We start from the raw sequence: 21873 nt of genomic DNA on the forward strand, positions 1-21873 counted from the left end.
GGGCGGGCCTTCTCTCGTCGCGGCGACTACTTCTTGGCGCTGAGCTGCTCGATGATCGCCTGGGCCACGTCGTGCATCGTCAGACGGCGGTCCATGGACGCCTTCTGGATCCACCGGAAGGCCTCGGGCTCGGTGAGCCCCATCTTCTCGTTCAGCAGGCCCTTCGCCCGGTCGACGAGCTTGCGGGTCTCGAACCGCTCGACCAGGTCGGCGACCTCGGCCTCGAGCGTGATGATCTGTGCATACCGCGAGAGGGCGATCTCGATCGCCGGCAGCAGGTCGTTGGGCGTGAAGGGCTTCACGACGTAGGCGAGGGCGCCGGCCTCGCTCGCCCGCTCGACGAGTTCTTTCTGGCTGAACGCGGTCAACAGGACGACCGGCGCGATGTGCGCCTTCGAGAGCCGCTCGGCGGCGGAGATGCCGTCCAGCTGGGGCATCTTGACGTCCATGATGACGAGGTCGGGGCGCAGCTCGGTCGCGAGGGCGACGGCGGTCTCGCCGTCTCCGGCCTCGCCCACCACCTCGAAACCGTTGTCGCGGAGGATCTCGACGATGTCGAGGCGGATGAGGGACTCATCTTCGGCCACGACGACGCGACGGGGTGCTGCTGGGGTTGCTTCCTGGTCACTCACGACGTGAAGCCTACGGTATTGTCGACCTGGTTGTTGTGCGCCGGATTGGCGGAATGGCAGACGCGGAGCACTCAAAATGCTCTGTCCGTGAGGGCGTGTGGGTTCGAGTCCCACATCCGGCACCAGCCCCGGCGCGAACGAGCACCAGCCCTGTCGCGAGCATGCCGACGAGATGTGGATCTCCTTGTCTCGTCCGGCCGTCGAGGCGACACGCCGACACGAGTTCTGCTCAGAGGGTGTGCCCATGGGCCTCCGTGCACTACGCTGATGGAACTGGTTGTTGTGTTACGCATTTGTATCTCGCGACGTGCCGAAGGCCTCCTCTCACCGAGAGGGGTTCCGACGGTGGCGTCGTTCTCAGAGGGAGCGGACAAAAAGGCACCGCGACGAGCGATCTCGAAATCGGGATCGACAACTCTGATTGAAGGAAATAGAAAAATGGCAACAGGCACCGTTAAGTGGTTCAACTCCGAAAAGGGCTTCGGCTTCATCACCCCCGACGACGGAACCACTGACGTCTTCGCGCACTTCTCCGCGATCGCCGGCGACGGCTACCGCAACCTGGAAGAGAACCAGAAGGTCGAGTTCGACACGGCTCAGGGCAACAAGGGCCTCCAGGCCGAGAACATCCGCGTCATCTGACTCGGTGGCGTCCTCGTGACGCCGTCAGTCGGCGGGCTCGCCCGCCACTGAACCGAAAGCCCCGATCCGCTCACGCGGGTCGGGGCTTTCTCCGTCCCCGGCTCGAGTGCGGGGGTGCGCGACGTCAGGGCAGGGGAAAGCCGAGGAGGCGCGCCACCGGTTCGTAGTCCCGGCTCGCCGTCCGGTAGGCGGACTCCCACTCGGCGATCCGTGCTCCGGCCTCGCGGGGGTCGGTGAACCGGTCGTCGTCACCGCCACCGGCGACGAGGGCTTCGCGGGCGTCGCGGTACCGGCTGGTCAGGGTCGACCAGAGGACCAGTTCGTCCCCGGTGGAGTCCTCGGGAGCCGCGCGGGCCACGTCCCAGGGGACTTCGACGGCCGGCAGGCGTCGATCCGACGGATTCGGGGCCGCGACCGCTGCTGGCTGGTCGCCCGCTCCGTCGTGGAAGATCGTCCTGGTGCCGATGGCGAGCACGGCCCCGACCACGGCGCCCAGGACGAAGACGAGCGCCAGGGCCCAGATGCCGTCGACCCGCCAGACGGTCGCGGCCACTCCCCCGAGGAACGAGCCGCCGACGAGGGCACCGAGGGCCGCCCACCGGCCCGGCCCCGCGCCTCCTCGGCTGGTCTCCTGGATCTCGGCTCCGAAGCTGCGTCGTGTCTCGGCCACGCCGTGACCGCTCCACGACGGCACGACGTACAAGCGGGCCTCGACTTCGAAGCACGAGGGGTGTCGGGCGTCCACGGACATGCGGTGAGCGTACGCCCCGCCGACACGACGAAGCCGGGACGATCCGGTGGGATCGCCCCGGCTTCGCCAGGAATGTCGCGGTGTGTCAGGGCTGCGACGCGTACGCCGGGGCGGCCTCGCCGTGGGCGTCGCCCACACGGTGCACCCGGAGGTCGTTCGTCGAACCCGCGATCCCGGGAGGGGACCCGGCGATCACGATGACCTTGTCGCCCGACTCGGCGAGATCGTTGCCGAGGAGGATGTCGTCGACCTGCGCGAACATCGCGTCGGTGTGCGTGACGGTCTCGACCAGGTAGGACTGCACGCCCCAGCTGATCGCCATGCGGCGACGGATGGCCTCGTTGGGCGTGAAGGCCAGGATGGGGATCGAGTGGCGCAGACGCGACATGCGACGGACCGAGTCACCCGACTCGGTGAAGACGCAGAGGAACTTCGCCTGGACGAATTCGGCGACATCGGCCGCGGCCAGAGTGATGGCACCGCCCTGGGTGCGAGGACGGGTACCCAGCGGGGGGATGCGCTCGAGACCGTGCTCTTCGGTGGAGGCGACGATGCGCGCCATGGTCTGCACCGTGATGACGGGGTACTCGCCGACGCTCGTCTCGCCCGAGAGCATGACCGCGTCGGTGCCGTCGAGGACGGCGTTGGCGACGTCGGAGGTCTCGGCGCGCGTGGGGATCGGACTCGAGATCATCGACTCGAGCATCTGCGTGGCGACGATGACCGGCTTGGCCATACGACGAGACAGCTCGACCGCGTGCTTCTGCACGATGGGCACGGCCTCGAGGGGCAGCTCGACGCCGAGGTCGCCGCGGGCGACCATGATGCCGTCGAACGCGTCGATGATCGCCTCGAGGTTGTCGACGGCCTGGGGCTTCTCGATCTTCGCGTAGACGGGGACCTTGCGGCCCTCTTCGGCCATGATCTCGTGCACGCGCACGACGTCGTCCGCGTCCCGCACGAACGAGAGGGCGATCAGGTCGGCACCCAGCTGGAGGCCCCAGCGCAGGTCGGCCTCGTCTTTGTCGGAGAGGGCGGGGACGTTGACCGCCACGCCCGGGAGGTTGATGCCCTTGTTGTTCGAGACGGTGCCGGCGACGACGACCTCGGTCGTCACGACGGTCCCGTCGGTCTCGAGGACGCGGAGCTTGACGCGGCCGTCGTCGATCAGGAGCGGGTCGCCCGCCTCGACGTCGTCGGGAAGGCCCTTGAACGTCGTGCCGCAGATCTCTTTGGAGCCCAGGATCTCGTCGGTGGTGATCTTGAAGACGTCGCCGACCTCGAGGTCGTGCGGGCCGTCGGCGAACTTGCCGAGACGGATCTTGGGGCCCTGCAGGTCGACGAGGACCGCGACGGCGCGGCCCGAATCGGCGGACGCCTGGCGGACGTTCGCGTAGACGCCCTCGTGGACGTCGTAGCTGCCGTGACTGAGGTTCATGCGGGCGACGTCGACGCCGGCGTCGATGATCGCCCGGATGTCGTCGTAGCTCGACGTCGCCGGCCCGAGGGTGGCGACGATCTTTGCGCGTCTCATGTGTTCCGTTCGTGTGGGGGGAAAGGGGGTGGGACGACTACAGCCCGACTCCCACCCTATTCCCGTCGGAAGGCCGGATCAGACCGAGATGGACCGATCGGTGGGCTTCACCGGGAAGGGCAGCACGGTCTCGCCCTCGAGGTAGGCGTCGACGGCCGAGGCCGTGGCCCGACCCTCGGCGATCGCCCAGACGATGAGCGACTGCCCGCGACCGGCGTCACCGGTCACGAAGACGCCGGGCTCGCCGGTCTCGTACGTGGCGCCGCGCTCGAGGGATCCGCGACCGTCGAAGGTGAGCCGCAGCTGCTCTTCGATGGTGTCGCGCTCGGGCCCGGTGAAGCCGAGCGCGAGGAGGACGAGGTCGGCGGGGACCTCGCGCTCGGTGCCGGCCTTGGGAACCCGCCGGCCGTCGACGTACTCGGTCTCGGCGACGCGGATGGCCCGCACCTCTCCGACCTCGTTCGTCAGGAACTCGACCGTCGAGGCCAGGAAGACCCGCTCGCCGCCCTCTTCGTGGGCACTGGACACCTCGAACAGCGTGGGGAACATCGGCCACGGCTGGGCCTCGGGGCGTTCTTCGGGTGGCTGCTGACCGATCGCGAGGTTGGTCACCGAGAGGGCACCCTGACGGTGTGCGGTGCCGATGCAGTCCGCACCGGTGTCGCCGCCGCCCAGGACGACGACGTGCTTGCCCTCGGCCGTGATCTGGTCGGCCACCGTGTCGCCCGCACCGGACTTGTTCTGCTGCACGAGGTAGTCCATGGCGAAGTGGATGCCGGACAGGTCGCGTCCCGGAATGGGCAGGTCGCGGGGAACCGTGGCCCCCGTCGCGACGACGACGGCGTCGTATCGGGCCCGGAGGTCGTCCCAGGCGATGTCGCGGCCGATCTCGACCCGGGCGCGGAAGCGCGTGCCCTCGGCCTGCATCTGGGCGATGCGCTGCTCGAGTTGCTTCTTCTCCATCTTGAAGTCGGGGATGCCGTAGCGCAGGAGACCGCCGATGCGGTCCTCGCGCTCGTACACGGCGACCGTGTGGCCCGCGCGGGTGAGCTGCTGGGCGGCGGCGAGTCCGGCGGGGCCCGAACCGACCACCGCGACCGTCTTGCCGGTCAGGCGCTCGGGCGGGTGCGGGGTGACCCAGCCGTTGGCGAAGGCCTGGTCGATGATCGAGACCTCGACCTGCTTGATCGTCACCGGGGGCTGGTTGATGCCCAGCACGCAGGAGGACTCGCACGGCGCGGGGCAGAGACGACCCGTGAACTCGGGGAAGTTGTTGGTCGCGTGCAGACGCTCGATGGCCTGACGGCCCTCGCCGCGCCACATGAGGTCGTTCCACTCGGGGATCAGGTTGCCCAGCGGGCAGCCCTGGTGGCAGAACGGAACACCACAGTCCATGCAGCGGCCCGCCTGACGACGGAGTTCACCGCTCTCTTGTTGCTCGTAGACCTCTTTCCAGTCCATGAGCCGGACCGACACGGGTCGGCGCTTGGGCAGCTCGCGGGACTGCGTCTTCAGGAAGCCTTTGGGGTCAGCCACCGGTCACCTCCAGGATTCTCTTCCATGTCTCGTCGCCATCGGGGTCGAGACCCTCGTCGACGGCCGTCTGCCGGGTGGCGAGGACGGCGGCGTAGTCGCGGGGCAGCACCTTGACGAACTCGGCCACCGTGGCGTCGAGGTCGTCGAGCATGCGCCGAGCCACGGGTGATCCGGTCTCGGCCAGGTGCCGTCGCAGCAGATCGGTGAGGATCTCGACGTCGGCGCTGCCGAGCGGGTGGAGTTCGAGTTCACCCGAGGTGAGCGCCTCGGCGTTGACCCGTTCGGGCTTGAGCCGGTGCACGTAGGCCGTGCCTCCCGACATGCCCGCACCCAGGTTGCGGCCCGTGTTGCCCAGGATGACGGCGAGGCCGCCCGTCATGTACTCGAGCGCGTGGTCTCCCACGCCCTCGGCGACCGCGCTGGCCCCGGAGTTGCGGACCAGGAAGCGCTCCCCCACGATGCCGCGCAGGAACATGCTGCCCTGGGTGGCACCGTAGCCGATGACGTTGCCGGCGATGACGTTCTCCTCGGCGGCGAACGCGCTGCCGCGGGGCGGGCGCACGACGACGTTGCCGCCGGAGAGGCCCTTGCCCACGTAGTCGTTGCTGTCGCCCTCGAGTCGCAGCGTGATGCCGGAGGGCAGGAAGGCGCCGAGCGACTGACCGGCCGAACCGCTGAGGTTGATCTCGATGCTGCCGTCGGGAAGCCCGTGCTCGCCGTGTCGCAGGGTGACCTCGTGCCCGAGCATGGTGCCGACCGCGCGCTCGGTGTTGCGGATGGGCAGGGTGATCTCGACGTGTCCGCCGTTCTCGAGCACGTCGGCGCTGCGCTCGATCAACTGGACGTCGAAGTGCTCGTCGAGGCCGTGGTCCTGCGTGGTGTGGTTGCGGCGGGGCTCGTCATCGGCGAAGGTCGGCCCGACCAGCACCGGGGCGAGGTCGAGACCCGAGGCCTTCCAGTGGTCGACGGCGCGGTCGACGTCGAGGACGTCCGTCCGGCCGACGGCCTCGTCGAGGCTGCGGAACCCCAGGGCGGCCAGGTACTCGCGCACCTCCTGAGCGAGGAACTCGAAGAAGTTGACGACGAACTCGGGCTTGCCCGAGAAACGGGCACGGAGCTCGGGGTTCTGCGTCGCCACGCCCACCGGGCAGGTGTCGAGATGGCAGACCCGCATCATGATGCAGCCCTCGACGATCAGCGGCGCCGTCGCGAAGCCGAACTCCTCGCCACCGAGCAGGGCCGCGATGAGGACGTCGCGACCGGTCTTCATCTGACCGTCGACCTGCACGACGACACGGTCGCGCATCCCGTTGAGCATCAGGGTCTGCTGGGTCTCGGCCAGGCCGATCTCCCAGGGCGTGCCCGCGTGCTTCAGCGAGTTCAGAGGACTGGCGCCGGTGCCCCCGTCGTGACCGGACACGAGCACGACGTCGGCCAGTGCCTTCGTGACCCCCGCCGCGACCGCGCCGATTCCCGACTGGCTCACGAGCTTGACGTGGACGCGGGCCTTGGGGTTGGCACGTTTGACGTCGAAGATGAGCTGCTTCAGGTCTTCGATCGAGTAGATGTCGTGGTGCGGCGGCGGCGAGATGAGGCCGACGCCCGCCGTGGCGTGTCGGGTGCGAGCGACCCACGGGTAGACCTTGGTCGGCGGCAGCTGACCGCCCTCGCCGGGCTTGGCGCCCTGCGCCATCTTAAGCTGGATGTCGGTGGCGTGCGTCAGGTACATGCTCGTGACGCCGAACCGGCCGGAGGCCACCTGCTTGACGGCGCTCCGGCGCTCGGGATCGAGCAGCCGGTCGACGTCCTCACCGCCTTCGCCGGTGTTGGACTTCCCACCGAGACGGTTCATCGCGATCGCGAGCGTCTCGTGTGCCTCTTGCGAGATCGAGCCATAGCTCATCGCCCCCGTCGAGAACCGCTTGACGATCGCCTCGATGGGCTCGACCTCGTCGAGCGGTACGGGCGGCCGCACGCCGTGCTTGAGCCGGAACAGCCCGCGCAGCGTCATCAGCTGCTCGGCCTGGTCATCGACCAGCTTGGTGTACTCACGGAAGATGTCGTAGCGGCGCGTGCGCGTGGCGTGCTGCAGCCGGAACACGGTGTCGGGGTTGAAGAGGTGACGTGGACCTTCGCGGCGCCACTGGTACTCGCCGCCCGTGGCCAGCCGCTCGTGGGCGATGACGGAGCCGTCGCTGGGGTAGGCGCTCGTGTGACGCTGCTTGTTCTCGGCCGCGATGACGTCGATCCCGACGCCGCCGAGCATCGACGAGGTTCCGGTGAAGTAGGTGTCGACGAACTCCTGGCTGAGGCCCACGGCCTCGAACGCCTGCGCCGCGGCGTAGCTCGACACCGTCGAGATGCCCATCTTCGACATGATCTTGAGCACGCCCTTGCCGAGCGCCTTGATCAGGTTGTGCACGGCGTCCTCGGGGCTCAACCCGGTGATCATGCCCGCGCGCACGAGGTTCTCGCAGGTCTCCATCGCGAGGTACGGGTTGACGGCGGACGCACCGTAGCCGATCAGGGTGGCCACGTGGTGCACCTCGCGCACGTCTCCGGCCTCGACGATCAGGCCGACCTTCATGCGGTTCTCGGTGCGGATCAGGTGGTGGTGCACCGCGGCGATCATGAGCAGCGACGGCACGGGCGCGAAGTCGGCGTTCGAGTCGCGGTCGGAGAGCACGATGAACTCGGCGCCGGCCTCGATGGCGTCGTCCACCTCGTTGCACATGGCGGCGATCCGCTTCTCGAGCGCCCGCGGACCCTTGTCCGCCCGGTAGAGCCCACGGATGGTCGACGTCTTGCGGGACCCGGGGCTCGGGTCGATGTGCTGGATCTTCGCGAGCTCGTCGTTGTCGATGACCGGGAAGTCCAGGATCACCTGACGGGCGTGCTCGGGGGTCGCGGCGAGCAGGTTCCGCTCGGGTCCGAGGCCCAGCTTGAGCGACGTGACCACCGACTCGCGGATCGAGTCGAGCGGCGGGTTCGTCACCTGGGCGAACTGCTGCGTGAAGTAGTCGAACAGGAGGCGCGGGCGCTCCGACAGGACGGCGATCGGCGTGTCGCTCCCCATGGCCCCGAGGGGCTCGGCACCGGTCTTCGCCATCGGGGTCAGCAGGATGCGGACCTCCTCTTCGGTGTAACCGAAGGTGCGTTGACGCCGGGTGACCGACGCGGGGGTGTGCACGATGTGCTCGCGCTCGGGCAGCTCGGAGAGGTGGATGCGCCCCTCGGCGAGCCACTCGCCGTACGGCGCGGCCGTGGCGAGGTCACGCTTGATCTCGTCGTCCTCGATGATGCGCCCGGCCTCGGTGTCGACCAGGAACATCTTGCCGGGACGGAGCCGGCCTTTGCGGACCACCTTGGCGGGATCGACGTCGATGACGCCGATCTCGCTCGCGAGGACCACGAGGCCGTCGTCGGTGACGAGATAGCGGCCCGGTCGCAAGCCGTTCCGGTCGAGGGTGGCACCGACGTGCGTGCCGTCGGTGAACGTGATGGCCGCCGGACCGTCCCACGCCTCCATGAGCATGGAGTGGTACTCGTAGAAGTCGCGCAGGGTGGGGTCGATGTCGACCTGGTTCTCCCAGGCCTCGGGCACCATCATCATGACCGCGTGCGGCAGCGACCGGCCGGTGAGGCTGAGCAGCTCGACGACCTCGTCGAACGACGCCGAGTCACTCGCTCCCGGGCTGACGATCGGGAGGATGGGCTTGAGGTCGCCGATCAGCTCGTTCTCGAGCTGGGACTGACGGGCGCGCATCCAGTTGCGGTTGCCCCGTACCGTGTTGATCTCGCCGTTGTGCGCGATCATGCGGAACGGTTGCGCCAGCGGCCACGACGGGAACGTGTTCGTCGAGTAGCGCGAGTGCACGATGGCGAGCTTCGACGCGAAGCGCTCGTCGCTCAGGTCGGGGTAGAACGGCTCCAGCTGCAGCGTGGTGACCATGCCCTTGTAGACCATGGTCCGGCTGCCCAGCGAGGTGAAGTAGGCCGAGAGCTTGCGCTCGGCACGCTTGCGCAGCCGGAACGCCTGACGGTCCAGCGCGACTCCGGCGAGCGGGACGCCGTCGGCGTCGTGGTGCCTGCTGGCGACGAAGAGCTGCTCGAAGGCGGGCATGGCGTTGCGCGCGAGAGTGCCCAGCTCTTCGGGTCGCACGGGGACCTCGCGCCAGCCGAGCACGTCGAGGTGCTCGAGGTCGGCGATGCGCTCGATGCCCGTCTTCAGCTCGGAGCGCTCCTGGTCGTCGAGGGGCAGGTAGGCGATGCCCACCGCGTACTGGCCTGCCGGCGGCAGGTCGAAGTCGACCTCGTGACGGAGGAACTCGTCGGGCACCTGGCAGAGGATGCCCGCACCGTCGCCGGTGCCGGCGTCGGAGCCGACGGCACCTCGGTGCTCGAGGTTCCGGAGGGCTCGGAGGGCGGTGTCGACGATGTCGTGGCCAGGGGTTCCGCGGAGGGTCGCGACCATGGCGAGGCCGCAGGCGTCCTTCTCGTTGCGCGGGTCGTAGAGGCCGCTGGCCTCGGGGACCGTGCTGAACTGCTGGTGGGCTGGCGTGAGAGCCATGGAATCCGTCCTCACGAAGAGATCCGACAGGGGGCGGGACGACGTCGGCCCGAGGTGCCTCGCGGGACCGCGGTCTGTGGGCGGCCCCGATTCGGCGGGAGAGGTCGGCTCGTGGCGACCGTGTGCGTGCACGCCGGCGGGAGGGGCCGACTGCGCTCGATCTTACGAGGCGCGGGTGCGTGCACAGAACCGTGTCGCGGGCGGATCGTTCGCACCGGGATGGGGTGGAGAGGATCGGGCGCCACGACGGTGGGGCGCCGGGCCCGCGGTCGTCGTGGAGTGGACGACCTAGGGACGCGGTGAGCGATCGGTGTTGTCGTCCGATGCGCCGACGGTGACCAACTCGGGTTCGTCGTTCTCCGTGTACGTGTCGTCGGAGTCTACAGCAGACGCCCGCTCGCTCGGTGCGCGACCGGGCACGTAGGGGCCGGGGACGGTGCCGGTGTGCCGACGTGCGGCGACGACGAAGAGGACGATGCCGAGGACGACGGCGAAGAAGCTCATCCAGACGTTCGTCCGGATGCCGAAGAAGAGCAGGCTGGGATCGGTGCGGATCGACTCGAACCAGGCCCGGCCGATGCCGTACCAGACCAGGTAGAAGGCGAGCGACCGGCCCCACTGCATCGGGGCCTTCTTCTCGAGGAGCAGCAGGAGCGCGACCCCGGCGAGCATCCAAACGATCTCGTACAGGAACGTGGGGTGGAAGAGCGTGCCCTCGGGCAGGCCGGTCGGGTAGGCGGCGTTCGTCGACTCGATCTCGAGGCCCCAGGGCAGGTCGGTCGGCATGCCGAAGAGCTCGTGGTTGAACCAGTTGCCGAGGCGTCCGAAGGCCTGCGCGACGAGCAGTCCGGGGGCGAGGGCGTCGGCGAACACCGTGAACCGCAGACCGGTGAAGCGGCAGCCGAGCCAGACGCCCACGGCACCCAACAGGAGAGCTCCGTAGATGGCGAGGCCGCCCTCCCACACGAACAGGACGTGGATGTACTGGTCGGGCGACGAGAAGTAGTCCGCCGGGTGGGTGATGACGTGGAAGAGGCGTCCCCCCGCGATGCCGAAGACCACGGCCCAGATGGCCACGTCGATGACGATGCCCTTCTCGGCCCCCTGCCGGTTGAGGCGGTGGTTCGTGATGATGACCGCCGCGACGATGCCGACGAGGATGCAGATGGCGTAGGCGTGGATGCGCAGCGAACCGGGCAGCGAAGCCCCGAAGGTCGAGTTCAGCCAGGCGGTGACGTCGAAGTACTGCCAGGCGGCCGACGGGCTCGGGATGCTCAGGGGAACGAACACGGGCGTGGTGCCTTTCGGAGGGGTGCGGAGCGTCGGTCACCCGACGGGTGACGACTCTAGCGCGAGGGCGTCGGACCCGAGAGGGTCAGGAGGCGGACGGGGCCGCGCCGGACGAGAGGTCGGCGGAGACCTCGGCGAGGCGTTCGACCCCGCCGTCGGCGAGTGCCCGGACGAAGGCCGAACCGATGATGGCGCCGTCGGCGTACTCGAGTACTTCGCGGACCTGCTGGGCGGTGGAGATGCCGAGACCCACGCAGGCGTTCTCGACGCCCACCTCGCGGAGTCGGGCGACGAGGGTGCTGGCCGCTGCGTCGACGTCGGTGCGGGCACCGGTGATGCCCATCGTCGAGACGGTGTAGACGAAGCCGCGACTGCTCGCGACGGCCTGGCGGAGGCGCGATTCGCTGGACGACGGAGCGGCCAGGAACACCCGGTCGAGGTCCGCGGCCAGGGCGGCGGCCATCCACGCGTCGGCCTCGTCGGGGATCAGGTCGGGGGTGATGAGCCCCGCGCCGCCCGCAGCTGCGAGATCGTCGGCGAAACGCTGGACGCCGTACTGCTCGACCGGGTTCCAGTAGGTCATCGGGATGACGGGGGCGTCGACGCGCGAGGTGATCTCGCGGATCGCCGTGAAGACGTCGCGCACGCGGAACCCTTCGGCGAGGGATCGCTGCGTCGCGGCCTGGATCACCGGCCCGTCCATCACCGGGTCGGAGTACGGGATGCCCAGCTCGATGACGTCGATGCCGTTCTCGGCCATCGCCACCGCGGCCTCGATGCTCGTGTCGAGGTCGGGGAACCCGACGGGCAGGTAACCGACGACGGCACCGCTCCCGGCGTCGCGCCGAGCCCGGATGGCGTCGCCGACCTTGCTCGTTCCGTCGTGGATCGCGGCGGTCACAGCTGCTGCGCCTTCTCGTCGAGGACGCCGAAGTACCGGCTCGCGGTCGAGACGTCCTTGTCGCCACGCCCGCTGAGAGAGACCAGGATCGTCCAGTCGGGGTGCTCGAGGCCGAGCTTGATCGTGCCCGCCAGGGCGTGTGCCGACTCGATGGCCGGCATGATGCCCTCGGTCTGCGAGAGCAGACGGAAAGCCTGCATGGCCTCGTCGTCGGTGATCGGCTGGTACTCGGCTCGACCCGACTCGGACAGCCAGGCGTGCTCCGGGCCGACGCTCGGGTAGTCGAGACCTGCGGAGATGGAGTGGCTCTCGAGGGTCTGACCGTCCTCGTCCTGCATGAGGTAGGACTTGGTGCCCTGGAGGTTGCCGATGCGGCCCAGCGTGATCGAGGCCGCGTGACGGCCCGTCTCGACGCCGTCGCCGCCGGCCTCGAAGCCGAAGAGCCGGACAGAGGGATCGTCGAGGAATGCGTGGAAGATGCCCATCGCGTTCGAGCCGCCGCCGACGCAGGCCGTGACGGCGTCGGGCAGCGCACCGGTCAGGTCGAGGACCTGCTGGCGGGCCTCTTCGCCGATGATCTTGTGGAAGTCGCGCACCATGGCGGGGAAGGGGTGCGGGCCGGCAACCGTGCCCAGCACGTAGTGCGTGGTGTCGACGCTGGAGACCCAGTCGCGCATGGCGTCGTTGATGGCGTCCTTGAGGGTGCGAGAACCGGTCGTGACCGAGACGACCTCGGCCCCGAGCAGGCGCATCCGTGCGACGTTGAGAGCCTGGCGCTCGGTGTCGACCTGCCCCATGTAGACGACGCACTCCATGCCGAAGAGCGCGGCCGCGGTGGCCGTGGCGACGCCGTGCTGACCCGCCCCGGTCTCGGCGATCAGACGGGTCTTGCCGAGTTTGCGGGCGAGCAGGGCCTGCCCGAGCACGTTGTTGATCTTGTGCGACCCCGTGTGGTTGAGGTCTTCACGTTTCAGGATGATGCGGGCGCCGCCCGCGTGCTGAGCGAATCGCGGCACCTCGGTGATGATCGACGGCCGACCCGTGTAGGTGGCGTGCAGAGCCGTCAGCTCGGCGGCGAACTCGGGGTCGACGGCGGCGGCCTTGTAGGCCGCGTCGAGCTCGTCGAGAGCGGCCACGAGGGACTCGGGCACGAAGCGCCCACCGAACGAGCCGAAGTACGGTCCCGTCTCGTCGCGTAATGCCATGGTCAGACCTCCAGGAAGCGGGTGATGGCGTCGGCGGGGTCGCCGTGGGTCACGAGGGCTTCGCCCACGAGCACGACGTCGGCACCCGAGCGACGGTAGTGGGCGACGTCGTCGGGAGACGAGACGGCCGACTCGGCGACGCGGGTGACGCCCGCCGGGATCGAGTCGGACAGGCGACCGAAGAGGTCACGGTCGAGTTCGAAGGTCGTCAGATCGCGAGCGTTGACGCCGAGGACGGTGGCGCCGGCATCGAGGCCTCGCGACACCTCGTCGGCCGAGTGCGCCTCGATCAGTGCCGTCATGCCCAGCTGCCGCACGAGGTCGTGCAACTCGACGAGACGGGGCTGCTCGAGCCCGGCCACGATCAGCAGGACGAGGTCGGCACCGGCCGCCCTCGCCTCGAAGACCTGGTAAGCGTCGGCGATGAAGTCCTTGCGGAGGACGGGGACGTCGACGGCGGCACGGACCGCTTCGAGATCGGCGAGGGAGCCTTTGAACTTGCGGCCCTCGGTGAGGACGCTGATCGCGCTCGCTCCCCCGGCCGCGTACGACAGGGCCAACGACGCCGGATCGGCGATGGTCGAGAGGTGGCCTCGGGACGGGCTCGCCCGCTTGACCTCGGCGATGACCTTGACGCGCTCGGCCGGGGCGAGTGCGGCGCGGGCGTCGAGGGCGGGCTCGCGCGAGAGGGCCGCCGCCTCGATGGCGGCGAACGAAAGGGACTCACGGCGTGCTGCGGCGTCGGCCACGGCACCCGCGTACAGGTCGTCGAGCACCTAGTTGTGGGCCTTCGGCACGTAGCGGTGGCCGCCGACGCCGTAACCGGCCTTCTTGAGCACGAGACCCACGACGAGTCCGACGACGACCAGGCCGGCGGAAGCCCAGACGATCCACGGGACGTCGAGGAAGAACGCCAGGGTGCCGATGGCGAAGCCGACCAGCATGATGACGACGGCGGTCCAGGCCGCGGGCGAGTTGCCGTGCCCGAGGTCGTCGGCCGTCTCGGTGTCGCGGCCCTTCGAGCCGGAGTCGACCTTCGCCGGGGCGTTCTTCAGGGGCGCGTCGCCACCGGAGGGGGTGCTCGTCGTGTTCGTGCTCACAGTGCTCCTTGGATCAGGTCGGTACGGGGGCCGAGTCTACCGGGTACGGCCCGGCTCGGTGGGGCTCGACCCGCCCTCGTCGGGGCGCGAGGGGGCGTCGGTCGGGTCGTCGCCGCCCGAGAGCGCGTCCCAGGCGGCCGCGGGATCGGCCGCGGGATCCGCGGCGACGAGTCGCGTCGCGGAGTACTTCCGGGTGGCCTGGGGCCAGGCGCCCGCGAGGAGCACGGTGGCGACGCCGAGGAGCGCGGCCAGCACGCCGGCCACCAGCCCGAGCCAGGGCCAGGCCGTCGGCTCGACCGACGAGACGATGCCCCGGATCGAGTCGGTGCCGTCGACGCCCGTGGCGGTCGTCACGGCGCTGCCCGAGGCGCGCACGGGGTCGGCCAGGGCCGTCGCCGTCGTGACGACGACGCTGACTCCCAGCGCCACCTGCAGCACCCCCAGGACGACGCGGAACACCCGACCGGCGATGGTGAGCGCACCGAAGAGTGCCAGGCTGGCCAGCGAGAGGGCGGACAGCGGCGCACCGGCGACGTCGCCGGCGACGGCGAGGGGCAGGTCTCCACCCTGGGGTGACGCGACGACGACGTGGAACCAGTCCTGCGTCCAGGACAGCAGGGCGAGCCCCGCGAGCAGGATGCCCGCCAGGATCGTCGTGAGCTTGAGGCGACGAGCGGGCATCAGTGGAGCCGTGTCATGGCGTTGGCGACCGCGACGGCACGCAAGGGGGCCGCGGCCTTGTTGCGCGCCTCCTGGTTCTCGGCGACCGGGTCGCTGTCGGCGACGAGTCCGGCGCCGGCCTGGACGCGGGCCACGCCGTCCTGCAGGAGGACGGTGCGGATCGCGATCGCGACGTCGGCCGAGCCGGCGAAGTCGAAGTAACCGACGACTCCCCCGTAGACGCCGCGCTGGGCCGGCTCGAGCTCGTCGATGATCTCGAGGGCCCGGGGTTTAGGGGCACCCGACAGCGTCCCGGCCGGGAAGGTGGCCCGGAACGCGTCGATGGCGTCCTTGCCGGGGGCCAGGTCGCCCTCGACGCTGGACACGAGGTGCATGATGTGGCTGAACCGTTCGACCTGCATGAACTCGGTGACCTCGACGGTGCCGGGCGTGCACACCTTGAGCAGGTCGTTGCGGGCCAGGTCGACCAGCATGAGGTGCTCGGCGCGTTCTTTCTCGTCCGAGGCGAGCTCGTCGGCGTAGCGCTGGTCCTCGTCGGGCGACGCGCCCCGGGGCTTCGATCCGGCGATGGGATGCGTGTAGGCCCGCCGTCCGTCGACCTTGACCAGCGCCTCGGGCGACGAGCCGACGATGGTGTACGGACGGCCCCGCACGTCGTCGAGCGTCACCAGGTACATGTACGGGCTCGGGTTGAGCGTCCGCAGCACCCGGTAGACGTCGAGCGGTTGGGCCGTGACCTCGTGGTCGAAGCGCTGGGAGATGACGACCTGGAAGACGTCGCCGTCGTGGATGAACTGCTTCGACCGCTGGATGGCGTGCGCGTACTCGTCGTCGGTCGAGCGTCGGGTGGGCGTGGCCTCGATCGTCAGGTCGACGTCGGACAGAAAGGCCTCGCTCGGGGCCGCGAGGCGGGACTGTAGGTCGTCGAGTCGCGACTGCGCGTCGGCCCACAGGACGTCGGGCTCGTCGGTGCCGTCGTTTAACGCGGTCGCGACGAGCAGGACGGCCCCCGTGCGGTGGTCGAGTGCCACGAGCTCGGAGACGAAGCTGAGCGCCTGCGAGGGCACCGTGAACTCGGCCGGCGGCACGTCGGGCAGGTGCTCGAGCTCGCGCACGGCCTCCCAGCCGATGAAACCGACCAGGCCGCCGGTGAGGGGCGGCATCCCGTCGATGCGCGGGGTGGCCCACCGGTGGTGGAGGGCGGAGAGCACCTCGAGCGGGCGGCCCGTGGCGTCGCCCAGGGCCCGCTCGCGGTCGATGCCGTAGTCGATCCAACGGGCTTCGCCGCCGTCCGTGGTGAGCACGCCGAAGGACGAGACGCCCACGAAGGACCACCGGGACCAGATGCCGCCCTGGGCCGCCGACTCGAGCAGGAAGCTGCCGGGCCGGCCGTCCGCCAGCTTGCGGTACACCCCGACCGGGGTCTCGCCGTCGGCGAAGAGGTCGCGCACGACCGGGACGACCCGATGGCCGGCCAGCCGCGCGTCGAACTGGGCCCGGGTGGTCGAGGTGCGGATCGGGGCGTCAGCCACGGAGGCCTCCGGTGGGGTCGGTGTCGCCGGACGGCAGGGACGAGGAGGCGGTGGCCGGCTCGAGCGGGTCGACCTCGAAACAGGAGTGGGAACCCGTGTGGCAGGCCGCGCCGATCTGCTCGACGGTGACGAGCAGCACGTCGTCGTCGCAGTCGAGGGCGGCGGCGCGGACGAACTGCGCGTGACCGGACGTGTCGCCCTTCCGCCAGTACTCCTGACGAGACCGGGACCAGAAGGTGACACGCCCCTCGGTGAGCGTGCGGCGGAGCGCCTCGGCGTCCATCCAGCCCATCATGAGCACGTCCTTCGTGCCCTCTTGCTGGATGATGGCGGGCAGCAGCCCCGACGCGTCGAACCGGGCACGGGCGACGACGGGCTCGACCGTCTCACGCGTCAGCTGGTCGGTCATGGTGTGCTCCTCGGTGCGGTGCGGTGCGGTGCGGTGCGGGGTCGCGTGGTCGGGTGCGGTCTCTGACGAGTGACGGCCCGCCTCAGCGGACGATCGCCCCGGACCGAGCCAGCTCGTCCTTGACCTGGCCGACGGTGAGTTCGCCGTTGTGGAAGACCGACGCGGCGAGCACGGCATCGGCACCCGCCTCGATGGCGGGGGCGAAGTGCTCGAGTCGACCCGCGCCTCCGGACGCGACGACCGGCACCCGGCTCAGCTCGCGCATGGCGCGGACGAGTTCGAGGTCGAAGCCCTGCTTGGTGCCGTCGGCGTCGATCGAGTTGACGAGCAGTTCGCCCGCTCCGCGTTCGATGGCCTCACGGGCCCAGGCGAGCGCGTCGAGGGTCGTCTCGGTGCGGCCACCGTGGGTCGTGACGACGAAGCCCGACGGGGTGCCGGTGGACCGCTTGACGTCGAGCGAGAGGACGACCGCCTGTGCCCCGAAGCGGTCGGCGATCTCGCCGATGAGGTCGGGCCGGGCGATGGCGGCGCTGTTCACGCCGATCTTGTCGGCCCCGGCCGCCTGCAGCCGCGCGACGTCGTCGGTGGTGCGAACGCCGCCACCGACCGTCAACGGGATGAAGACCTGCTCGGCCGTCGCCCGGACGACGTCGTAGGTGGTCGACCGTTCGTCGACCGTGGCCGTGACGTCGAGGAAGGTGATCTCGTCGGCACCCTGCTCGTAATAGGTACGGGCCAGCTCGACCGGGTCGCCCGCGTCTCGCAGGTCGAGGAAGTTGACGCCCTTGACCACGCGTCCTGCGGCCACGTCGAGGCACGGGATGACCCGGACGGCGAGGGACGCGTCCGCAGCGGCTGCGCCGGTGGCGACCGAGTCGTCGGCGGCCACGGCTACAGCCTCGCGGCGTGGATCGGGCTGACCAGGATGGCCCGGGCACCGAGGTCGTAGAGCGCGTCCATGACCTGGTTCGTGTCGGACCGCGGGACCATCACGCGCACGGCGGCCCAGTCGCGATCGTGCAGCGGGGAGACGGTCGGCGACTCCATGCCGCCGGCGACGGCGGTCGCGGCATCGAGCTTGGCGACCGGGACGTCGTAGTCCATCAGGACGTACTGCCGGGCCACGAGCACGCCTTGCAGGCGTCGGTGGAGGACCGCCAGGCCGTCGACCTCGGCATCGGACGAGATGAGGACGGCGGTCGACTCGAGGATGACCGGCCCGAAGATCTCGAGCCCCGCCGCACGCAGGGTGGCACCGGTCGAGACGACGTCGGCCACCGCGTCGGCGACGCCCAGCTGCACCGCGCTCTCGACGGCGCCGTCGAGCGGCACGAGGGTCGCCGTGACTCCGTGGCTCTCGAGGAAGGACCCGACGAGGCCTGCGTAGCTGGTCGCGACCCGGGTGCCCTGCAGTTGGCGCAGATCGGCGAAACGGCCGGGAGGGCCCGCGAAGCGGAAGGTCGAGCCACCGAAGTCGAGGGGGGCGACCTCGTGGGCCGGCGAGTGCGAGTCGAGCAGCAGGTCGCGGCCCGTGATGCCCACGTCGAGCGCGCCCGACCCCACGTAGGTCGCGATGTCGCGCGGACGGAGGTAGAAGAACTCGACGCCGTTTCGCGGGTCTTCGACGTGGAGGGTCTTGGGGTCTCGGCGACCGGTGTAGCCGGCCTCGGCGAGCATGGCGGAGGCGGTCTCGCTGAGCGATCCCTTGTTGGGCACTGCGACGCGGAGCATGGGGTTCTCTGTCTGCTGGGGTGCCGCGCGAGCGGCGTGACGAACGGGGGTGACGGAGGCCGATTCAGAGATGTCGGTAGACGTCGGCCGGGGTGATGCCCTTGGCGATCATCATGACCTGCAGGTGGTAGAGCAGCTGGGAGATCTCTTCGGCGGTCGCGACGTCGCCCTCGTACTCGGCGGCCATCCAGACCTCGGCGGCCTCTTCGACGATCTTCTTGCCGATCTGGTGCACGCCGGCGTCGAGTTCGGCGACGGTGCCCGACCCCTCGGGCCGGTCGCGGGCCTTGTCGCTGAGCTCGAGGTACAGGTCGTCGAAGGATTTCACGACGTCAAGGCTACCGTCGCGGCGGCCGCCCGGAGTGCAGCGATGTTGTCGACGGGCGACCCACCGTAGACGGCGGACCCGGCGACGACCGTGTCGGCACCGTTCTCGACGGCGGTGACGATCGTCTCGGTCGTGATGCCGCCGTCGACCTCGAGCCAGACGTCGAGCCCGGAGGCGCGCACGGCGTCGCGGGCGCGCGCCAGTTTGGTCATCGTCTCGGACATGAAGGACTGCCCGCCGAAGCCCGGCTCGACGGTCATGACGAGGATCATGTCGTACGCGTCGAGGGTCTGGAGGTAGGGCTCGAGGTCGGTGCCCGGCTTGACCGCGACGGAGGCGCGGGCCCCGTTGCTGCGGATGGCGCGCGCCGTCGACACGGGGTCGGCCGCGGCCTCGGCGGAGAAGGTCACCGAGAAGGCGCCCGTCTCGGCGTACCGGGGCGCCCAGCGGTCGGCGTCGTCGATCATGAGGTGCAGGTCGAGCGGCACCGGGCTGACCTCGCCGAGACGCTGCACGACGGGCAGCCCGAGGGTCAGGTTGGGCACGAAGTGGCCGTCCATGACGTCGACGTGCACGAGGTCGGCGGTCGAGATGCGCTGCAGGTCGCGCTCGAGGTTGGCGAAGTCGGCCGAGAGGATGCTGGGGCTGATGCGGATCGACACGGGACGAGCTTACCGTCCGGCGCGTTTCTCGATCAGGGCGACGAACATGGCGTCCGTGCCGTGGCGGTGCGGCCAGAGCTGGACGAACGGTGCCGACGCCAGGTCGACGGACCGGCCGGCGATGCGCTCCACGCCCGCCGTCGCGTCGAGCAGCACGAGGTCGTCGTCGCGGCCCCGGAGCCCCGCCTCGACGACTCCGCGGGTCTCGGCCGTGTGCGGCGAGCAGGTCACGTACGCGAGGACTCCCCCGGGCGCGAGCGCGTCCAGTGCGCTGGCGAACAGGCGCGACTGCAGGGCCGTGAGCTGTCCGACGTCGGCCGGCTGCTTGCGCCACCGGGCCTCGGGCCGCCGCCGCAGGGCCCCGAGGCCGGTGCAGGGCGCGTCGAGCAGGATGCGGTCGAAGCCTCCGGGCTGTTCCGCCCCGAAGCGGGTGGCATCACCCTCGAGCACCTCGACGTCGCCGGGGACGGCCTCGAGGGCCTGTCGGACGAGACCCGCCCGGGCCGGGACGAGCTCGTTGGCGACGAGGTGGGCGCCTGCCCGGGCCGCCTCGGCGCCCAGCAGGGCGGCCTTGCCGCCGGGGCCCGCGCACATGTCGAGCCAGCGTTCTCCGGGCTCGGCGGGCCGGTGGCGGCTGAGCAGCAGTGCCGCGAGCTGTGAACCTTCGTCCTGCACGCGGGCGCGCCCCTCGCGGACGGCCGTCTGTTGGGCCGGGTCTCCCCCGCCGCTCGTCGCGGCGAGCGGCGAGAGGCGCCCGCTCGGGGCACCGAGCTCGGAGACCTCGGCGAGCCCGGGCAGCGCGACGAGGCTGACCTTCGGGGCGTCGTTGTCGGCCGACAGCAGGTCGACGAGTTCGCCCTCGCGGCCCTCGGCGGCCAGTGAGCGACGGAACGCCCGCACCACCCAGGCGGGGTGCGACCACTCCGCCGCCAGACGGTCGTCGTCACCGGTCGTGCCGGCCAGGACGCGATCGCGCCACTCGTCGGGCGTCGACCGGGAGATGGTGCGGAGCACCCCGTTCACGAAGCCCGTGCCCGACCGGCTGCCCACCTGACGCGCGAGCTCGACGCTCTCGTCGACGGCTGCATGGACCGCCACCCGCGTCGAGAGCAGCTGGTGCGTGCCGAGCCTGAGGACGTCGAGGAGCGCCGGGTCGATCGCGTCGGTGCCTCGGCGGGCGGCCAGCGCGATCACGCGGTCGTAGTAGCCCCGGAGGCGCAGGGTGCCGTAGGTGAGTTCGGTCGCGAGCCCCGCGTCCTGTGCTCCGAGACGGGCCCGGACGATGCGTTGCGGCAGCAGGAGGTTCGCGTAGGCGTCGTCCTGCTCGACGGCCCGGAGGACGTCGAGGGCGACCTGGCGGGCGGGCTGGACTCGGCTCATGAGGCGCTCTCCGTGTCGGTGGAGGTGTCGGTGTCGGCCCGGGCGGCCGCGGTGGGCGGGGTCACGCGGCGCTCGACCCCGCCGGGCAGCCCTCGCCACCAGTCGGCCGCCGACATCTCTTTCTTGCCCGCCGGTTGCACCCGGACGAGCTCGACGGGCGAGGAGGCGGTGCCCATCAGCACACGGCGGCCCCGGGACTCGAGGCGACCGGCCTCGAGAGGTGGCTCGTCGACCGACGTCACCCGCGCCTCCGTGATCTTGAGGACCGTGCCGTCGAGGTCGACGCGCGCACCGGGCTCGGGCGTCACGCCGCGGAAACGGTCGATCAGCTCGGCCGCCGGACGCGAGACGTCGAGGACGCCGTCGGCAAGGGTCAGCTTGGGGGCGAGCGTGACCTCGCCGGTCTGGGCCGTCGACACGGCCGTGCCGTCGGCGAGGCGGGCGACGACGTCGACCAGCAGGTCGGACCCTGACTGCGCGAGTTCGGCGAGGAGCACCCCCGCGGTCTCGGTGCCGTCGAGACGGCGTTCGAGGGTGCCGTAGACGTCGCCCGCGTCTAGCTCGGGGACGAGCTGGAACACCGCCGCGCCCGTGACGACGTCGCCCGCCATGAGCGACCGCTGGACGGGGGCCGCACCGCGCCAGGCGGGCAGCAGGGAGAAGTGCAGGTTGACCCAGCCGAGGCGGGGCGCACCGAGCAGGGGCTCACGCAGCAGGGCGCCGTAGGCCACGACGATTCCGAGGTCGGGATCGAGCGCCGAGAGCTCGGCCGTGACCTCGGGTGTGATGTGTCGGGCCTTCACGACGCGGAGACCGAGGCGGTCGGCCTCGACGGCGACGGGCGTCGGGGTCAGGACGCGTCGGCGTCCCTGGGGGGTGTCGTCGCGGGTCAGCACGGCGACGACCTCGTGAGGGCCGTCGGCGAGGGCGGTGAGCGAGGGCACGGCAGCGGCGGGGCTGCCGGCGAAGACGAGGCGCATGGGGTTCCT

General features: G+C 70.5%; 20 protein-coding genes and 1 tRNA gene. 2 read left to right on the forward strand and 19 right to left on the reverse strand.

Going from position 1 to position 21873, the window contains the following annotated elements; genetic code table 11:
• Positions 1-26: 26 nt before the first annotated feature.
• Complete coding sequence (locus BIV04_RS16955) at positions 27-632, reverse strand: ANTAR domain-containing response regulator (RefSeq protein ID WP_043592796.1); 606 nt, start codon at positions 630-632, stop codon at positions 27-29.
• 39 nt (positions 633-671) lie between these two features.
• On the opposite strand from BIV04_RS16955, the gene BIV04_RS00830 reads away from it, so the two are divergent.
• Both BIV04_RS00830 and BIV04_RS00835 read left to right on the forward strand, forming a co-directional pair.
• Positions 672-757 (forward strand) — tRNA-Leu (locus tag BIV04_RS00830).
• Between the two features lie 313 nt (positions 758-1070).
• On the forward strand, positions 1071-1274 hold the full coding sequence (locus tag BIV04_RS00835; RefSeq protein ID WP_043592793.1) for a cold-shock protein: 204 nt from the start codon (positions 1071-1073) through the stop codon (positions 1272-1274).
• A 124-nt stretch (positions 1275-1398) separates the two neighbouring features.
• On the opposite strand, the gene BIV04_RS00840 is transcribed toward BIV04_RS00835, so the two are convergent.
• The 18 genes from BIV04_RS00840 to fmt form a co-directional block, all read right to left on the reverse strand.
• A complete protein-coding gene (locus tag BIV04_RS00840) occupies positions 1399-2025 on the reverse strand; it encodes a hypothetical protein (protein ID WP_071253371.1) in 627 nt (208 codons plus the stop codon).
• An 85-nt stretch (positions 2026-2110) separates the two neighbouring features.
• On the reverse strand, positions 2111-3559 hold the full coding sequence (gene pyk / locus BIV04_RS00845) for a pyruvate kinase (RefSeq protein WP_071253373.1): 1449 nt from the start codon (positions 3557-3559) through the stop codon (positions 2111-2113).
• Positions 3560-3637: 78 nt separating this feature from the next.
• A complete protein-coding gene (locus BIV04_RS00850) occupies positions 3638-5095 on the reverse strand; it encodes a glutamate synthase subunit beta (RefSeq protein ID WP_071253375.1) in 1458 nt (485 codons plus the stop codon).
• Positions 5088-9665: a glutamate synthase large subunit gene (gltB, locus tag BIV04_RS00855; protein ID WP_071253377.1), complete on the reverse strand. Its 4578-nt coding sequence runs from the start codon at positions 9663-9665 to the stop codon at positions 5088-5090. Before gltB ends, BIV04_RS00850 begins: the two co-directional genes overlap by 8 nt.
• 288 nt (positions 9666-9953) lie before the next feature.
• Positions 9954-10955 (reverse strand): prolipoprotein diacylglyceryl transferase, encoded by a 1002-nt coding sequence (gene lgt / locus BIV04_RS00860; RefSeq protein ID WP_071253379.1) that lies wholly within the window; start codon positions 10953-10955, stop codon positions 9954-9956.
• Between the two features lie 85 nt (positions 10956-11040).
• Positions 11041-11856, reverse strand: coding sequence for a tryptophan synthase subunit alpha (trpA, locus tag BIV04_RS00865; RefSeq protein ID WP_083396034.1), 816 nt, complete (start codon positions 11854-11856; stop codon positions 11041-11043).
• Entirely contained in the window at positions 11853-13061 is a 1209-nt protein-coding gene (gene trpB / locus BIV04_RS00870) for a tryptophan synthase subunit beta (protein ID WP_056045283.1), read from the reverse strand. The genes trpA and trpB overlap by 4 nt, the downstream gene beginning before the upstream one ends.
• 2 nt (positions 13062-13063) lie before the next feature.
• Positions 13064-13837 carry an indole-3-glycerol phosphate synthase TrpC gene (trpC, locus tag BIV04_RS00875; protein ID WP_071253380.1) on the reverse strand — a complete coding sequence of 258 codons (774 nt, stop codon included), beginning with the start codon at positions 13835-13837 and terminating at the stop codon, positions 13064-13066.
• A complete protein-coding gene (locus BIV04_RS00880) occupies positions 13838-14116 on the reverse strand; it encodes a DUF6704 family protein (protein ID WP_043592886.1) in 279 nt (92 codons plus the stop codon).
• A gap of 81 nt (positions 14117-14197) precedes the next feature.
• Positions 14198-14842, reverse strand: a complete 645-nt coding sequence (locus BIV04_RS00885; protein ID WP_071253383.1) for a Trp biosynthesis-associated membrane protein — start codon at positions 14840-14842, stop codon at positions 14198-14200.
• Positions 14842-16374 carry an anthranilate synthase component I gene (locus tag BIV04_RS00890; protein ID WP_369825250.1) on the reverse strand — a complete coding sequence of 511 codons (1533 nt, stop codon included), beginning with the start codon at positions 16372-16374 and terminating at the stop codon, positions 14842-14844. The genes BIV04_RS00885 and BIV04_RS00890 overlap by 1 nt, the downstream gene beginning before the upstream one ends.
• Positions 16367-16783, reverse strand: a complete 417-nt coding sequence (gene hisI / locus BIV04_RS00895) for a phosphoribosyl-AMP cyclohydrolase (protein ID WP_054146066.1) — start codon at positions 16781-16783, stop codon at positions 16367-16369. The genes BIV04_RS00890 and hisI overlap by 8 nt, the downstream gene beginning before the upstream one ends.
• 82 nt (positions 16784-16865) lie before the next feature.
• Positions 16866-17672, reverse strand: coding sequence for an imidazole glycerol phosphate synthase subunit HisF (gene hisF / locus BIV04_RS00900; RefSeq protein WP_071253385.1), 807 nt, complete (start codon positions 17670-17672; stop codon positions 16866-16868).
• A 2-nt stretch (positions 17673-17674) separates the two neighbouring features.
• On the reverse strand, positions 17675-18514 hold the full coding sequence (gene hisG, locus BIV04_RS00905; RefSeq protein WP_054146064.1) for an ATP phosphoribosyltransferase: 840 nt from the start codon (positions 18512-18514) through the stop codon (positions 17675-17677).
• A 64-nt stretch (positions 18515-18578) separates the two neighbouring features.
• Positions 18579-18842: a phosphoribosyl-ATP diphosphatase gene (locus BIV04_RS00910; protein ID WP_043592769.1), complete on the reverse strand. Its 264-nt coding sequence runs from the start codon at positions 18840-18842 to the stop codon at positions 18579-18581.
• Positions 18839-19504, reverse strand: a complete 666-nt coding sequence (gene rpe / locus BIV04_RS00915; RefSeq protein ID WP_071253387.1) for a ribulose-phosphate 3-epimerase — start codon at positions 19502-19504, stop codon at positions 18839-18841. The genes BIV04_RS00910 and rpe overlap by 4 nt, the downstream gene beginning before the upstream one ends.
• A 9-nt stretch (positions 19505-19513) precedes the next feature.
• A complete protein-coding gene (locus BIV04_RS00920; RefSeq protein ID WP_071253389.1) occupies positions 19514-20884 on the reverse strand; it encodes an RsmB/NOP family class I SAM-dependent RNA methyltransferase in 1371 nt (456 codons plus the stop codon).
• Positions 20881-21864 carry a methionyl-tRNA formyltransferase gene (gene fmt / locus BIV04_RS00925; RefSeq protein WP_071253391.1) on the reverse strand — a complete coding sequence of 328 codons (984 nt, stop codon included), beginning with the start codon at positions 21862-21864 and terminating at the stop codon, positions 20881-20883. The genes BIV04_RS00920 and fmt overlap by 4 nt, the downstream gene beginning before the upstream one ends.
• Between the last annotated feature and the right edge of the window lie 9 nt (positions 21865-21873).

Origin of the sequence: Frigoribacterium sp. MCBA15_019, assembly GCF_001864945.1 — a bacterium.
In the GTDB taxonomy this organism is placed as follows: Bacteria; Actinomycetota; Actinomycetes; order Actinomycetales; family Microbacteriaceae; genus Frigoribacterium.

What these genes read in the sequence shown, in the direction of transcription:
- fmt (WP_071253391.1), bottom strand. Translation starts at nt 21,864, where the DNA reads ATGCGCCTCGTCTTCGCCGGCAGCCCCGCCGCTGCCGTGCCCTCGCTC.
- gltB (WP_071253377.1), bottom strand. Translation starts at nt 9,665, where the DNA reads ATGGCTCTCACGCCAGCCCACCAGCAGTTCAGCACGGTCCCCGAGGCC.
- BIV04_RS00840 (WP_071253371.1), bottom strand. Translation starts at nt 2,025, where the DNA reads ATGTCCGTGGACGCCCGACACCCCTCGTGCTTCGAAGTCGAGGCCCGC.
- BIV04_RS00885 (WP_071253383.1), bottom strand. Translation starts at nt 14,842, where the DNA reads ATGCCCGCTCGTCGCCTCAAGCTCACGACGATCCTGGCGGGCATCCTG.
- pyk (WP_071253373.1), bottom strand. Translation starts at nt 3,559, where the DNA reads ATGAGACGCGCAAAGATCGTCGCCACCCTCGGGCCGGCGACGTCGAGC.
- trpB (WP_056045283.1), bottom strand. Translation starts at nt 13,061, where the DNA reads ATGGCATTACGCGACGAGACGGGACCGTACTTCGGCTCGTTCGGTGGG.
- BIV04_RS00835 (WP_043592793.1), top strand. Translation starts at nt 1,071, where the DNA reads ATGGCAACAGGCACCGTTAAGTGGTTCAACTCCGAAAAGGGCTTCGGC.
- BIV04_RS00920 (WP_071253389.1), bottom strand. Translation starts at nt 20,884, where the DNA reads ATGAGCCGAGTCCAGCCCGCCCGCCAGGTCGCCCTCGACGTCCTCCGG.
- hisI (WP_054146066.1), bottom strand. Translation starts at nt 16,783, where the DNA reads ATGACCGACCAGCTGACGCGTGAGACGGTCGAGCCCGTCGTCGCCCGT.
- hisG (WP_054146064.1), bottom strand. Translation starts at nt 18,514, where the DNA reads ATGCTCCGCGTCGCAGTGCCCAACAAGGGATCGCTCAGCGAGACCGCC.